At 44.7% G+C, this 15798-nt stretch carries 11 protein-coding genes and 2 pseudogenes; 7 read left to right on the top strand and 6 right to left on the bottom strand.

The genetic code is table 11. The features are described from left to right. The first annotated feature begins 33 nt into the window (after window positions 1–33). Window positions 34–870 carry an MHYT domain-containing protein gene (locus BTO30_RS03300; RefSeq protein WP_075397296.1) on the top strand — a complete coding sequence of 279 codons (837 nt, stop codon included), beginning with the start codon at window positions 34–36 and terminating at the stop codon, window positions 868–870. A gap of 4 nt (window positions 871–874) precedes the next feature. Then, window positions 875–1195 carry an EAL domain-containing protein gene (locus BTO30_RS03305; RefSeq protein WP_075397297.1) on the top strand — a complete coding sequence of 107 codons (321 nt, stop codon included), beginning with the start codon at window positions 875–877 and terminating at the stop codon, window positions 1193–1195. A 12-nt stretch (window positions 1196–1207) separates the two neighbouring features. Here BTO30_RS03305 and hmpA read toward each other — a convergent pair whose 3' ends face one another. Beyond that, entirely contained in the window at window positions 1208–2404 is a 1197-nt protein-coding gene (hmpA, locus tag BTO30_RS03310) for an NO-inducible flavohemoprotein (RefSeq protein WP_075397298.1), read from the bottom strand. A gap of 153 nt (window positions 2405–2557) precedes the next feature. Here hmpA and BTO30_RS03315 point away from each other — a divergent pair, with 153 nt between their 5' ends. Both BTO30_RS03315 and BTO30_RS03320 read left to right on the top strand, forming a co-directional pair. Then, window positions 2558–3010 carry an Rrf2 family transcriptional regulator gene (locus BTO30_RS03315; protein ID WP_075397299.1) on the top strand — a complete coding sequence of 151 codons (453 nt, stop codon included), beginning with the start codon at window positions 2558–2560 and terminating at the stop codon, window positions 3008–3010. Between the two features lie 50 nt (window positions 3011–3060). After that, window positions 3061–4290 (top strand): aminopeptidase, encoded by a 1230-nt coding sequence (locus BTO30_RS03320; protein ID WP_075397300.1) that lies wholly within the window; start codon window positions 3061–3063, stop codon window positions 4288–4290. Between the two features lie 269 nt (window positions 4291–4559). On the opposite strand, the gene gltC is transcribed toward BTO30_RS03320, so the two are convergent. Beyond that, on the bottom strand, window positions 4560–5465 hold the full coding sequence (gene gltC / locus BTO30_RS03325; protein WP_075397301.1) for a glutamate biosynthesis transcriptional regulator GltC: 906 nt from the start codon (window positions 5463–5465) through the stop codon (window positions 4560–4562). 132 nt (window positions 5466–5597) lie between these two features. Between gltC and gltB the strand changes: the two genes are divergently transcribed. Next, entirely contained in the window at window positions 5598–10187 is a 4590-nt protein-coding gene (gene gltB, locus BTO30_RS03330; protein WP_075397302.1) for a glutamate synthase large subunit, read from the top strand. 16 nt (window positions 10188–10203) lie between these two features. Continuing rightward, window positions 10204–11682 (top strand): glutamate synthase subunit beta, encoded by a 1479-nt coding sequence (locus BTO30_RS03335; protein ID WP_075397303.1) that lies wholly within the window; start codon window positions 10204–10206, stop codon window positions 11680–11682. Between the two features lie 289 nt (window positions 11683–11971). Here BTO30_RS03335 and BTO30_RS03340 read toward each other — a convergent pair whose 3' ends face one another. Beyond that, the gene (locus BTO30_RS03340) at window positions 11972–12832 is read right to left on the bottom strand and encodes a LysR substrate-binding domain-containing protein (RefSeq protein WP_075397304.1); all 861 of its coding nucleotides are present in this window, start codon (window positions 12830–12832) and stop codon (window positions 11972–11974) included. Window positions 12833–12941: 109 nt separating this feature from the next. Here BTO30_RS03340 and BTO30_RS03345 point away from each other — a divergent pair, with 109 nt between their 5' ends. After that, window positions 12942–13946, top strand: a complete 1005-nt coding sequence (locus BTO30_RS03345) for a YeiH family protein (protein ID WP_075397305.1) — start codon at window positions 12942–12944, stop codon at window positions 13944–13946. A gap of 76 nt (window positions 13947–14022) precedes the next feature. On the opposite strand, the pseudogene BTO30_RS03350 reads toward BTO30_RS03345, so the two are convergent. The 3 genes and pseudogenes from BTO30_RS03350 to BTO30_RS03360 all read right to left on the bottom strand — a co-directional run. Then, a pseudogene (locus tag BTO30_RS03350) lies at window positions 14023–14560 on the bottom strand (RNA-guided endonuclease TnpB family protein); the annotation flags it as partial. Continuing rightward, a pseudogene (locus BTO30_RS03355) lies at window positions 14554–14820 on the bottom strand (HPP family protein); the annotation flags it as partial. The pseudogenes BTO30_RS03350 and BTO30_RS03355, both read right to left, overlap by 7 nt. A gap of 124 nt (window positions 14821–14944) precedes the next feature. Further along, window positions 14945–15529 carry a CGNR zinc finger domain-containing protein gene (locus BTO30_RS03360; RefSeq protein ID WP_075397306.1) on the bottom strand — a complete coding sequence of 195 codons (585 nt, stop codon included), beginning with the start codon at window positions 15527–15529 and terminating at the stop codon, window positions 14945–14947. Window positions 15530–15798 lie beyond the last annotated feature (269 nt).

A 15798-nucleotide genomic window follows, 5' to 3' on the forward strand; every position in this document is an offset into this window, starting at 1 on the left:
TATTGTCCACTCCACTCTCGGCAGAACAAATATATGGCTGACAATGACGGCCATTTTATTGGCTTGACCATCTGGACCATGCATTTTGTCAGCATGATGTCTTTTTCACTGCCTATTCCGATAGAGTACAAGATTCCCTTTACGATTGCTTCGATCATTCCGGCTGTTTTAGCAGCCTATGCCGCCTTTTATACGCTTTATAAATTAAAAAGGCGGTGGTGGACTTTCAGTGCCGCATCTATCATTACCGGTTTCGGCGTTGTTCTTATGCATTATTCAGGTATGGCGGCCATAATTGTTGATGCAAAAATAGTTTATGATTCTATGTATATTTTGCTGTCGGTCGTTATCGCCGCTGCTGCCGCCTATTCCGCCATTCAATTTTTTAATTATTTTATGCATAAGCGCGGTATTTTCTGGAAAATCATCACATCCCTTCTGTTGGGATCGGCAATCAGCGGAATGCATTATATCGGCATGCAGTCAGCAGATTTTTATGTTCCTGAGGGTTTTACTTATTTACATCAGGATCATTCCACACCTGGTCTTTTCATTGCACTTATCATACTGCCCATCGGCATGATTTTCATATTTATGACTGCGCTCTCCGTGCTGGACAGAAAAACAGCCATTCAGCTTGCATACACAGATGATCTGACAAATCTCCCAAACCGCCGCGGCCTTGAACAGTTTATTCACACAAGAACCGTTCCGCTGAATTTGCCAATTGCCGTCGTCATAATCGATATTGATAATTTTAAGCGGGTTAATGAAACATACGGTTATGAAAGCGGAAATAAATTTGCGCTGGCAATCCCCGGGACGTTCAGCCGTCAAGAAATCCGCACCCTTTTAGCAAAGCAATATTGACGCCTTGAAAAAAGAAGGTATCCCGATTTCACTTGATGACTTTGGAACCGGCTTCTCATCACTCACTTATTTAAAAATGCTGCCCATTCATAAATTGAAAATTGATAAATCATTTATTGATGATGTCCACACCTCTCATGAAGATAAAGCGCTCGTTGAAATGATCATTCAGCTTGCTAAACTATTCGGTCTGTCGATCATTGCAGAAGGCGTTGAAAAAGAAGAACAGATGACCGTATTAAAAGAGCTTGGCTGTGACTCAATCCAAGGTCATTATATCAGCAGACCTGAACGTGCGGAAGTGCTCGATGTTCGTTATGATTGAAAAGAGTACGGGTTATAAAAAAGCCATTGCCGGTCCAAAGAACTTATACTTTATATTATTCTCACTAAATCCAAGCGTTGTTAAGTGGCTCACGATCGCACGCATAAAAGGCACAGGACCACATACGTAGCAAACGCTGCCTTTATCAACGACTTCCTGCAAAAATTCTTTGCTGATATACCCTGTAATATCGCACACTTCTGACTCGTCTTTTTTCTCTTCATAGGCAATATATATTCGTCCGTCCTGTAGCTTTTCAACGAGCGACGAAGATTCTTCGCGAAATGCATGCACCGCTTTATTACGGGCTGCATGAATAAACACGGTTTTCCGGTTTGGTTCATTTTTCGCAATGGAACCGAGCATCGCCATCATAGGTGTAATACCGACACCGCCGGAAATCAAGGCAACTGGCTGGCTGCCTTTTTCTAAAAAAAATTCACCGGCAGGAGCGCTTACTTCAATCATATCTCCCGCATTCAGATGATCGTGAAAGAACGTTGATACTTTTCCATTCGGCACATGATCCGCTTCACGCTTCACGGAAATACGGAAATACCCGCTTCCCGGCGCTTGCGATAGACTATACTGGCGATTGAATAAGTACTCTTCACCAGGTATGGATACACGGACCGTAATATACTGCCCCGGCAAATAATCCGGAACCGGCATGCCATCTGCAGCTTTTAAATAAAAAGATGTAATCAGCGAGCTTTCCACCACTTTTTTCTCGATGATAAATTCTTTAAAATCCTCCCATCCGCCTTTTTTCTCTGCCGCTTCTTTATACATTTCTTTTTCTACATCAATAAATACTTGCGCGATCACGCCGTATGCTTCACCCCATGCATGGATAATATCCTCCGTTGCTGCATCGCCAAGCACTTCTTTAATCGCTTTCAATAAATACTCCCCGACGATCGGATAATGCTCCGCTTTAATCGCAAGGCTGCGGTGTTTATGTGAGATTTGTTTGACGGCAGGGAGAATGACTTCAAGCTGATCGATATACTTGGCAGCTGCATATACCGCGTTTGCAAGCGCCGTCTGCTGGCGTCCCTGTGATTGATTCGCATGGTTAAAAATATGAAGCAATTCAGGGTGCGCTTCAAACAATGTTTTATAAAAATAGGTTGTGATGTCTTTTCCGTTCGTTTCTAATATAGGTGCAGTTGACTTGACAATATCAATGGTTTTTTGCGAAAGCATGGGCGGACCTCCAATAAAGATATATTTCATTTACATCTTTTTATACTAGATAAACGCAATAAAAGAAATATTTTAAATACATCTTTAAAAGAACGTTCACAATTGCAACACACCGTAACACGTGACATAATACAAACAGGATAGGTGAGAAAAATGAAACTAACGTTATATACCGATTATTCACTGCGCGTTTTACTTTACCTCGGATCAAAGAAAGATGAGGAACTTTCCAATATAAAAGAAATTGCGGACGCATATTCGATTTCAAAAAATCATTTAATGAAAGTCATTCATGAACTTGGGAAACTCGGCTACATTGAAACGATCCGCGGGCGCAGCGGCGGCATTCGGCTGGCAATGGAGCCACAGTCCATTAACATAGGCGCTGTCGTCCGGAAAACGGAAGATGATTTTCACATTGTCGAATGTTTTTCCGAAGAAAAAAACAAGTGTGTCATTACCCCTGTCTGCGGGCTGAAACACGTTTTATTTGAAGCATTGCAGGCCTATTTTGCCGTGCTGGATCGCTATACGCTCTCTGACTTATTGACAAACAAAGATATGATCCGTGCACTATTAGACCAAGATGCCTCTTTCAGACAATGAGGCATCTTTTTGTTAAAATGAACTCACTACATAATAAAGGAGTTTTTCATATGACTACTTTTAACGAGCAGCTTGAAAAATATGCGCAGCTTGCGGTTACAACAGGTGTAAACGTGCAGCCTGGACAGTCCCTCGTCATCCGCGCAACACTTGATTCCGCGGAGCTGGTCCGTCTTATTGTGGAAAAAGCGTATAAAGCAGGTGCGAAACACGTCTACGTGGATTGGAGTGATGACGCGGTTTCCCGTTTAAAATATACACTCGCTCCCGATGAGGCGTTCAGCGAATTCCCAGCGTGGAACAAGCAGATGATGGAAACACTCGCTGAAGAAGGAGCAGCCTTTATGTCTGTCATCTCTTCAAGTCCGGACTTGCTGAAAGGAGTGGATTCAAAACGGATTGCCGCTTATCAAAAAGCAGCCGGGTCCGCTATGAAAAAATACCGTGAATACATTCAATCAGACAAAGTAAGCTGGACAGTAATCGCAGCCCCGTCAAAAGAATGGGCGGACAAAGTATTTGCAGATTTGCCTGAAGAAGATCGTGTTCCAGCTCTTTGGGAAGCTATTTTTAAATCGGTTCGTGCTGACCATGACGATCCGGTACAATCCTGGAAAGAGCATGATGAACGGCTCCGCGAAAAAGTGGCGGTTTTAAACGAAAAGCATTTTAAAACATTGCATTACACGGCACCCGGTACAGATTTAACGATTGACCTCCCCGACAATCACTTATGGGTCGGCGCCGGCAGTGTCAATGAACAAGGACATGCATTTATGGCGAATATGCCGACAGAAGAAGTCTTTACCGTCCCGGTTAAAACCGGTGTAAACGGTTATGTAAAAGCAACAAAACCGCTCAGCTATGCCGGCAATATTATTGACGGCTTTACGGTGACATTTGAAAAAGGGCGAATTGTCGATGTCAAAGCTGAAGAAGGTGAAGAAGTTTTAAAACAGCTGGTAGAAACGGATGAAGGGGCTCACTATTTAGGTGAAGTCGCCCTCGTTCCGCACGACTCTCCTATTTCAAATGCAGGCATTTTGTTCTTCAATACTTTATTCGATGAAAATGCGTCGAACCACCTTGCCATCGGCAGCGCGTACGCATTTTGCATTGAAGGCGGCAAAGAAATGTCTCAGGAAGAACTGGAGAAAAACGGCCTTAACACCAGCATTACACATGTGGACTTCATGATTGGTTCTGCTGACATGAACATTGACGGCATTAAGCAGGACGGTACACGAGAAGCTGTTTTCCGCAACGGAAACTGGGCTTAATAAGAAAAAAGACACCGGCTATTCATGTTACCGGTGTCTGAGACTGTCGACAAAGTCGGCAGTCTTTTTTCAAAGAAAGCTTCTATTGCGGCAGCGGATAGTCATCTTGCCGGGAAGCATCACTTTTTTGAAAAGGGCCGATAGTGAAGCCTGCCGGACTTCGCTTTCCGCGGGCGGACGGCGTGCTTCCTCGTCGCTCGCGCCCCTGCGGGATCACGCCCTGTCCACTGTTCCCGCAGGAGTCTTCGTCCGGCAGGCTTCACCATGTGTTAGAAGCTAAAATCATTCAATCGATTGTAATATTTTATTAAAAAATCATAAAATAATTTTTCTGACGGCGGCAGCGGCCTTGTTTTCGTAATGATAACTCCCACTGTTCGTGTGACGCGGGGTACGCTGACCGGAATGCTGACCGTTCCCATCGGTGTCTGGTCAATGAGCAGCGTTTCCGGCAGAAGACTGACGCCAAGACCCGCTTCAACCAGCCCTTTGATCGTATAAATATCATCGCTCTCAAACGCAACGGCTGGCTCAAAGTTCACCTGCCGGCACGCTTCAATCACGAGCGCCCGCATATCATAGCCTGTACGGAACAGAACGAACTGATCATCCATTAAGTCGCGCAAATTGAGCGACACCTGTTTCGCCAGACGATGGTGCGTTGGAATGAGTGCCCGCATATGTTCCGAGAAAAAAATATGCGTTTCAATTTCAGGTGACGATTCCGGGACAGGCGATACAAAAGCCAGATCAATTTCCCCACTTTGGACAAGCTCGCGAAGCTCGCGGTTTGATCCTTGATTAAAGTCAAATCCGACATCTGAATATTGGCTGCGGAAAGCAGAAATCACACGAGGCAATGTTTTCGTTGCCAATGAGTTAGGAAAGCCGAGACGAATTTTCCCCGCCTCTGGATTCAGATAATCATTGACTGCCTGAACAGCTTTATCCATCGCATCCATTGCTGTTTCTGCATGCTGTAAAAAAATTTTTCCGGCATGCGTCAGGCGGACACTTCTGCCTTCCCGTAAAAAAAGCTCCACCCCAAGCTCATCTTCTAACTTAGCAATTTGACGGCTGACAGCGGATTGGGCAACATGAAGCCTGTACGCCGCTTCTGTCACATGTTCTTCTTTTGCGACTTCCATAAAATACTTTATTTGACGCATCTCCATTTTGATTTCTCCCCTTCAATTCATATCAATATGAGATTGAAAACCCGATAATAATATATTGATTGTATCATTTTTCGTCTTTACAATAAATATCAACAGAGAAATTATGATTTGAACGCGGAGGTGCACAACATGAATCTTTACGGTTATCCAGAAAAACAGGGCTTATATGACCCGTCAAATGAACATGATGCATGCGGTATCGGTTTTATCGCAAATATAAAAGGCCGTCCTTCTCATAAAATTGTTCAAGATGGAATTCATATGCTTTGCCGTCTCGAACATCGCGGCGGAAATTTAAACGGCACGACAGGCGACGGTGCTGGTATTATGCTGCAAATTTGCGATGATTTTTTCCGCAAAGAATGTGAAAGCCTGAACATTAGTTTACCTGCCCCTTTTGATTACGCAGTCGGCATGTTCTTTTTGCCGCAAAACAAAAAACAACGTGAACAGATCCAGATCGAAACTGAACTGATCCTCCAGCAAGAAGGATTAAAGCTGCTCGGCTGGCGTGATGTTCCTGTGAACCCGGAAGCAGCCGGTCCTGAAGCACTTGTGATTGCGCCTTATGTGATGCAGCTGTTTGTCGAAAAAAATAAATCGCACGAAACGGAAAAAGATTTTGAGCGTGCGCTGTATATTATGAGAAAACGAATCGAAAATGAAATTGGAAAAAATACGGATATTCAAGGTTCATTTTACATTCCAAGCTTCTCAACAAGAACCATTATCTACAAAGGGATGTTAACACCGGAGCAAATCGATCAATATTATATTGACCTCTCAAAAGAAGACTACCAATCTGCTTTCTCCCTTGTTCACTCCCGCTTCAGTACGAATACATTCCCAAGCTGGGAACGCGCTCATCCGTACCGCTACTTAATTCACAACGGTGAAATTAATACGAACCGCGGAAATGTCAGCTGGATGCAGGCACGTGAAAAAGCCGGCTATTCAAAATTATTCGGTGATCAATATGAAAAACTGCTGCCGGTTATTGATACAAACGGAAGCGACTCAGCGATGCTTGATAACGCTATTGAATTTTTAACATTGTCCGGCCGCTCTCTTCCACATGCAGCGATGATGCTGATTCCTGAGCCATGGGATCGCGACCCGCATATGGCGGACCCGAAACTTGCATTCTATGAATATCATAGCTGCTTAATGGAGCCGTGGGACGGTCCGACATCCATCTCGTTTACAGACGGCCGGAAAATCGGCACGATTTTGGACCGGAATGGTCTGCGTCCGGCTCGCTACTATGTAACAGACGATGATCATATTATTTATTCTTCTGAAGTCGGTACAATCGAAGTCGATGAAAAGCGCATCATCAAAAAAGAAACGGTCAGCGCCGGCGAAATGCTGCTTGTCGATTTGGAAGAAGGACGCATTGTTTCTGACGCCGAAATTAAAGAAGAAATTACGACAGCGGAGCCATACCGTAAATGGCTGAATGAAAACTTAACACATATTTCAGATCTGGAAGAAACACACAGATCAACGGAGTCTTATGGAGAAGAAGAAATTCTGAATCTTCAAAAAATATTTGGGTATACGTATGACGAACTTACAAAACAGATCGCACCGATGGCGGTGGAAAAAACAGATCCGATCGGTTCAATGGGCTATGATGCGCCGCTTGCTGTATTATCGGAACGTCCGCAGCTTTTATACAACTACTTTAAACAGCTGTTTGCGCAGGTGACAAACCCGCCAATTGATGCGATTCGCGAAGACAATGTTGTATCGATGATGACATTGCTTGGAAACGAAGGCAACATTTTATCTCCTTCAGCGGATAACAGCCGGAGAATCCGCCTTGAAACGCCGATTCTTGGAGAAAAAGAATGGAATAAAATTGCGTATAACAAGCAAGCCGCATTTAAAACAGCGTCCCTTTCTCTTCTCTTTAACATTAAAGAAGAAAAAGCGCTGTCACAGACGATGTCCCGTCTTTTTGCTGAAGCGGATGAAGCAATTAATAACGGCGCGTCCATTATTATTCTATCGGACCGCGGTGTGACGAATAAAAAAGCAGCGGTACCGGCATTGCTTGCTGTGAGCGGCCTTCATCAACACTTAATTAAAACAGGACGCCGTACAAATGTCAGCATCATTTTGGATACAGCGGAAGCCCGCGATGTTCACCAATTTTGCTGTCTGATCGGTTACGGCGCCGATGCCATTTATCCTTATCTGGCGATTGCATCCATCCGCGCGATGATTGCAGACGGCACGATTACCGATCTATTTGCAGAAGAAGCGGAGAAAAATTATTCTTATGCAGCGACGAGCGGCATCATTAAAGTCATGGCTAAAATGGGCATTTCAACTGTTCAAAGTTACCGCGGTTCCCAAATTTTCGAAGCAGTCGGCATCGGTCACGATGTTGTGGAGACCTATTTCACAGGGACAACGACAGCGCTGGGCGGCATTACGCTTGATGTCATTTTAGAAGAAACTCTTCTCCGTCACCGCGATGCATTCGGAAAAGGCGAGTTTAACGATTCTACGCTTGATTCAAGCGGTGAATTCCAATGGCGCGCAACAGGTGAAAAGCACGCATTTGAACCGAAAACGATCCATATGCTTCAGCACGCTGCCAGAACAAACAACTATGAACTTTACAAAGAGTTTTCAAAAATGGCGAACGAAGAAAATGTGATGTTCCTTCGCGGGCTTTTAGATCTTGACTTTACAGCGCGGCCATCTATCCCGCTTGATGAAGTAGAACCGCTTGAAGAAATTTTCAAACGATTCAAATCAGGGGCTATGTCTTACGGCTCAATCAGTAAAGAAGCGCATGAAGCACTTGCCATTGCCTTAAACCGCCTCGGCGGGAAAAGCAACAGCGGTGAAGGCGGAGAAGATCCCGTCCGCTACCGTCCGGATGAAAACGGTGATAACCGAAGCAGCGCGATTAAACAAGTGGCGTCAGGCCGTTTCGGTGTAACAAGTGAATACTTAAATACAGCAACCGAAATTCAAATTAAAATGGCGCAGGGAGCGAAGCCGGGTGAAGGCGGTCACCTTCCAGGCAAAAAAGTGTATCCATGGATTGCGGAAACACGCGGTTCAACGCCTGGAGTCGGCTTAATTTCTCCTCCTCCTCACCATGATATTTATTCGATTGAGGATTTGGCGCAGCTTATTTATGACTTAAAAAACGCAAACCATAATGCCCGCATTAATGTAAAACTTGTCGCAAAATCAGGTGTCGGTACAATCGCCGCCGGTGTCGCAAAAGGCCTTGCCGATGTTATTCTCGTCAGCGGATATGAGGGCGGTACAGGTGCATCACCAAAAACAAGTATTAAACATGCCGGCATTCCGTGGGAAATTGGTCTTGCAGAAACACATCAGACATTGCTTATGAACGGTTTGCGTGAAAAAGTAACGCTTGAAACAGACGGAAAATTAATGAACGGACGCGATGTCGTCTTAGCTGCCCTTCTCGGTGCGGAAGAGTTCGGTTTTGCAACAGCACCGCTTGTTATTCTCGGCTGTGTAATGATGCGCGTCTGCCACCTGGACACATGCCCGGTCGGCGTCGCGACACAAAATCCGGAGCTTCGTAAAAAGTTCACCGGTGAACCGGAACACGTGGTCAACTATTTAACATTTGTGGCCCGCGAAATCCGTGAAATCATGGCGGAACTCGGCTTCCGGACAATCGATGAAATGATCGGACAAAAACAAGTATTAAAGCCGCATGCACGTAAAGAATTGCATTGGAAAGCAAAATACCTTGATCTCTTCCCGCTTTTATACATGACACCGTTAAAACCGGGTCAGAAACAATATAAAACGAAAGATCAGGATTATAAATTAGAACGTACGATTGACCGCCGTCTTCTATTAGACGCAGTACGGCCTGCTCTTGAAAACAAACAGGCTGTGTCAGGCGAATTCGATATCGTCAATACGGACCGCGCTGCCGGAACGATTACCGGTTCAGCTGTTACGCTCGCCTATGGTGCAGACGGTCTTCCAGATAATACTGTTCAATTCACATTTAATGGCTCTGCCGGCCAAAGCTTCGGAGCGTTCCTTCCGAAAGGATTAACTTTCACAGTGAACGGAGATGCCAATGACTATTTTGGAAAAGGTTTATCAGGCGGCCGCCTCGTCGTTCGTCCACATGAAGATGCGGACCTCGTCCCGCATGAACATGCGATTTGCGGTAACGTAAACTTATATGGTGCAACAAGCGGTGAAGCGTTTATTAATGGACGTGCCGGTACCCGGTTTGCTGTTCGGAACAGCGGAGCAAACATTGTGGTTGAAGGCATTACCGATCATGGATGTGAATATATGACCGGCGGACGTGTCGTCATTCTAGGTGAAACAGGCCGTAACTTCGCAGCGGGTATGTCCGGCGGTATTGCGTACCTGTATGCGCCGGACCGCGAAAAACAGGAACGCCGCATTAACCGCGAAATGGTTTTAACAGAATCACTGGATGGAGCGCAGGAAGAAGCGGAAGTGAAAGCATTGATTACAAGCCACGCACAGTGGACCGGCAGCCCGCTTGCCGCTTCGATTTTAGAAAACTGGGAGACGGAAAAAGACCACTTTATCCGCGTCATCCCTCATGAGTATAAAGAAATGATGAAATCCATTTCTTACTTTGAACAGCAAGGCTTACAAACATCTGAAGCAAAATACGCGGCATTTACAGAGAAAAAGATGCCTGCCGTTGAAAATGTGTAAGAAAGGAGATTGAATAATGGGGAAAGCAACCGGCTTTATTGAATATGACCGAAAAACCGCTCCTGGACGGAATCCAGCTGACCGTGTAAATGACTGGAAAGAATATACGACTGTCCTTCCCGAGAAAGAATTAAGCATTCAAGGGGCCCGCTGTATGGATTGCGGGACTCCCTTCTGCCATACAGGCCAAATGATTGGAGGCACACCATCAGGCTGTCCTTTATACAATCTTATTCCAGAATGGAACGACCTCGTATACCGCGGCCGATGGAAAGAAGCGCTTGACCGGCTTGTGAAAACAAACAACTTCCCTGAATTCACAGGGCGCGTCTGTCCGGCTCCTTGTGAAGGATCATGTACAGTCGCGATCAGTGACCCGGCTGTTGCGATTAAATCCATTGAAAAAGCGATTATTGATAAAGGCTTTGAGGAAGGCTGGATCGTACCAAACCCGCCAAAACGCCGCACAGGCAAACGTGTCGCCGTTGTCGGTTCAGGACCAGCCGGGCTTGCCGCTGCGGACCAGTTAAATAAAGCAGGCCATCTTGTCACGGTATTTGAACGTGACGACCGCATCGGCGGCCTGCTTATGTACGGGATCCCTTCGATGAAGCTTGAAAAAGAAACCGTCGAACGCCGCGTAAAATTGCTGAAAAATGAAGGCATTGAATTCATTGTCAATACAACCATCGGCAAAGATGTTACGAAAGAACAGTTAAAAGAAGAATACGACGCAGTCATTTTATGTGCAGGCGCACAGACACACCGTGATATCGTGATTGAAGGGCGCGATTCAGAAGGCATTCACCTGGCAATGGAGTATTTAACGAAAAGCATTAAAGGCCTCTTGAATGAAACCGACGAAGAGGTCATTTCAGCTGAAGGCAAAAACGTCATCGTCATCGGCGGCGGTGACACGGGCGCCGACTGTGTGGCCACTGCCATTCGGCAAGGCGCAAAAAGTGTCGTGCAATTCGGCAAACATGAACGCCAATCGGATGTGCGTCAGGGCAGCAATCCATGGCCTCAGTTCCCGAATACCTTTACGCTTGATTATGCATACGCAGAAGCGGCAGCCGTATACGGTGAAGACCCGCGTGAATACTTAATCTCAACGAAAAAATTCGTTGCCGATGAACAGGGGAAATTAAAAGAACTTCATACTGTCCGTATGGAAAAAACGTACCTTGAAGACGGCGGCTACACAATGACAGAGATTCCGGGAAGCGAAGAAGTATGGCCTGTGGAACTCGTCTTAGTGGCTATCGGATTCAGTGGAACAGACATGCCGCTGGCAAAACATTTTGGTGTCGAAACAACAGCGCGCAATACAGTCCTTGCGAAATACGGTAAATACAATACAAACGAAGAAGGGATCTTTGCAGCCGGTGATATGCGCCGCGGCCAAAGCCTTGTCGTTTGGGCCGTTCATGAAGGACGCGAAGCCGCACGTGAAACTGACCGATTCTTGATGGGTGAAACAAAACTGCCTTAATATACAGAAAAGGTTGTCTCAATGAACTTATGAGACAACCTTTTTTTCATTTCTATAGGGGCTGTCCCGCAATCATGCGGGAAGGCCGGATTGTGAGCTATTTAGGCCGATTTATCGATAGAAAAGACGGATTCCGCCTCTCGAAGGCCGAATTGATGGGAATTCGGCTCATATTACAGGGAAACCGGCCCAAAATCAGAAATTCCGGCCCAAACTGTAAGAAATCCGGCTATAGAAGGCGACAGCTATTTTTAACCATTCTCATAAGAAAAGAGACCGCCAATTTCTGCTAGTCTCTTCGTAAAAAATGCAAAAACGTTTCAGCTGTTTTGGTCATAAATGGCGCATCTTGAACAATTGCATAAAAATTCCGCTCATAATAAAGGCTGCCGCCGCCGACAATCTTTAATTTTTCGAGTTCGAGTTCATTCCGAATCGTCCACTCCGATAAAAGCGCGACACCAAGACCCGCTTCAACCGCTTCTTTAATAATTTGCGTGCTGCCAAACTCTAATAGTTTGGCCGGCCTAATTCCATTTTTCGCCGCAAACCATTCAAATGCTTCCCGCGTACCCGATCCCTGCTCCCGTACAATCCATGTTTCTTCATTTAAATGAACCCGCTTTTCGAGATGCTCTTTTTTTCCTTTAATCACAAACATGCGGTCCGACGCAATTTTTTCAGCAACTAGTTTACCGGATGAAACGGTTCCTTCAACCACACCGAGGTCGATTTCATTATGAATCACCTTTTCGGCAATTTCCTGTGTGTTCCCGATGGTAATGAACGGGTCCACAGACGGAAATTTTTCAAGAAAATCCGCGACAATATGCGGCAAAATATACTCACCGAATGAATAGCTCGCCCCGACCGCCAGCTTCCCTTTTACTTCTCCCGCCAAGTCTTCTACCGCCTGCTTCATTTTTTCATTCAATGTAAAAATCTCGCCGCCGTAATAAGCCACCAGGCTTCCCGCTTTCGTCAAACGGATCTTTTTATTCGTCCGGTCGATGAGTTTAATACCCAGCTCTTCTTCGAGCGATTTGACGTACTGGCTGACCGCCGGCTGTGTAATAAACAGCTCTTCCGCGGCCCTTGAAAAGTTCATATGCTTCACTACTGTTAAAAATACCTTTAATTTCTGTTCCATTTTCGCCCACCATCATTAGTGATTGCTTATTATTCGAATAATAATCATTAATTATCTTTTCTGCTTCTTTTATTTTACCATGAAACTAACAGAAAAGGAGCGGGTTATCATGAAAGAAGACGTTTTATCTTGGCCGGAGCCAAAGCAGCATGGATTTATCAGCGGCATTCTGTTTACCGCACTGCTTGCCGGCGTCTCTGTCTCCGCAGCGAATTTGCCCGTCATTGGCTATGCGGGGCCTCTGGCATTGGCGATCCTGCTTTCCGTTTTGTACCGAAACACGATCGGCTATCCTGAACAATGGCGGGCAGGGATTGCATTTACAGGAAAAACAATCTTACGTTTTGCGATTGTTTTATATGGCATACGTTTGAATATCGCTGTTATTGCCTCAGAAGGAGCCCCTCTGCTGCTGCAATCAGCGGCAACGATTTTGTTCTCCGTAAGCGTAATGGTGCTCATCGGGCGCTGGCTGAACATCGAGCCAAAGCTTGCTTTGCTGCTTGGTGCCGGCACAGGCATTTGCGGCGCTGCGGCCATCGCTGCAGCCGCACCGATCATTCAGGCAAAAGAAGAAGATACGGCGCTGGCTGTTGGAATGATTGCCTTTATCGGTACTATTTTTGCACTGCTGTATCCTGTTTTATCACCCATTATCGGATTAACGACGGAACAGTATGGTCTCTGGTCCGGCTTTACGCTTCACGAATTGGCCCATGCTGCTCTTGCCGGCGCAGCGGGTGGAGAAGCTGCATTGGAAGACGCTCTTTTATCAAAGTTAAGCCGCGTCCTTCTTTTATTTCCGTTTTGCCTCATTCTTTTATTACTAAACAAAAAGAAAAACGGCACGCCATCCAGCGCACCGTTCCCTTTCTTTTTAATCGGCTTTTTACTTGTATCTGCCTTCGGTACAATCGGAACGGAAAAAGGGATGTTGTCCGAGCACGAAATTCATACCATCGCCTCAACAGGCACGTTTTTCATGGGGATGGCGATGTGCGCACTCGGCATGTCCGTTGACCTGAAACAAATTAAAAAACGTGCCGCAAAACCGCTTATCGCTTTAATTACTGTCTCTTTCATTCTCAGCCTTTTGACTCTTTTTTTCATTTGAACTACTCCCGCTTAACGCTCTTACGGACCGTTTGAAGTGGGGGATTCCTGCGATCACCAGCGTAACCGCCAGTTATTTAGTAAGCTAGCCCCGCCGTCCCTGCGGTTAGAAGTCTTATTCCTTCATTTTTAAGATTGATGCTTGCGTTCAGATCCTGGTCGTGATGGATGCCGCATGACGGACAGTCCCATTAGGTTCTTCATGTCTTTGTGCTGGTATCCGCAGCACGAACATAGCTGGGAAGAAGCGAATGTTTTCGATACAGCTGCCACCTGCTTGCCGTACCATTTTGCTTTGTACGCCAGCATCGTTCTGAACTGATACCAGGACACGTCACTGATGGCTTTCGCCAGCTTATGGTTTTTCATCATATTGGATACCTGCAAGTCCTCGATTCCGATGACATCGTGGTTTTTGATAATGTCGGTACTGATTTTATGCAGGTAGTCCGTTCTGGCATTGGTGTTTTTTTCGTGAAGGCGGGCGACTCTTATCTTTTGCTTCTGATAGTTTTTTGCCTCATGGAGCGGCTTTTTCTGTTTCAGCGCCTGCTCTTTCCGCCGGGAGAGGATACGCTGTTCTTTGGCGAGTTTTTTCTCTAGTTTAATGTGGAAACAAAATGACCACCAATAATATTCCGCGGCTGTGATAATGGCGAGTTCCAAACACCAAATGGAGCCATTAACCATTCTGCTGATGTCATGTTAGTTAATAGAATTAAAGTGGAGATAGTTAAAAATCCACCGATTAGTCCAGTTATTGCGTCCATTACATTTACCTGTAATGGACTTCTCCCTTTTCCCTTCATTTTAGATAAATAACGTACATGAAATAAATGAGTTTCTTCTGGCCTTGCTGTTGTTATGCGGTCCATTATTCCCCCTCCTTTTATTTACATTTAACTTTACAAAAAACATACTAACCTGTCAAATTATATTTTAGAGGTTATTTTGAAAATGCATAATAAAAGAACCAACTCTTTGAAATAGGTTGGTTCTTCATTCATCATCAGACTTCCGGTGTTGAAATCGAGCTACCTTTTTTCTATTTCCGCATATCTTCATTGAACACCACTTACGCCTTCCACTCTCATCGATAAATAAAAGCACGCAATCCTGATTCGAGCATCGTTTGAGGGAGGTCAGCTTATTTTCTCCAATTAAAGTTAATGAGTCATAAGCAATAAATGATAGTAAGATATCTTCTGCTTCTCCAATAGGTATAGAAATCAGTTTTTGATTCATTAATTTATAAGTGAACGGTGATTTTTCGATTCTTTTTTCTAAAAAAGCGATAAATTCATCTGGAATTGGCTGTCCATCTGCTATTGCTTCAAATTGTTCTCTTAAAACAGCACGCATTTGGAGAACACTTAGTAATACCTGTCTGCTTCTCTCTTTAACCTTTAATAATAGCTGCTCATTCAAAAAGGAGTTTTCCTCATTCATTACATGAAGCCAGTCTAGCACATCCCCTTCCGAGAGCAATAAATCATGACGCTGACCACGTCTTACTAGTTCCGTGTTCACTAAATCCAGAGAAAAATTACCTGATATAAGTGGAAATTTTTTTGTTTCGGTCATTACGTTTATCTCCCATTTCCCCTATTATATTCTAACTATTAAAATGTCCATTAATCGGTTATGTAATCATAATACCTTATTTCATCACTATACAATAATTTTACTCTGCTACTTATCAAATGTGTAATGGATACCAAAGGGGAAAATACGTGTATTTAAATCGTAAAAGATATTACGGTATTAAAAATCCTAATTTCTCAATTAATAAAAAAATCCAATAAAAAAGCACTCAGCGTCCTCCTATGACGTCTGAATGCTTGAATGTTTTT

This window comes from Domibacillus antri (assembly GCF_001936625.1).
GTDB classification, from domain to species: domain Bacteria; phylum Bacillota; class Bacilli; order Bacillales; family Domibacillaceae; genus Domibacillus; species Domibacillus antri.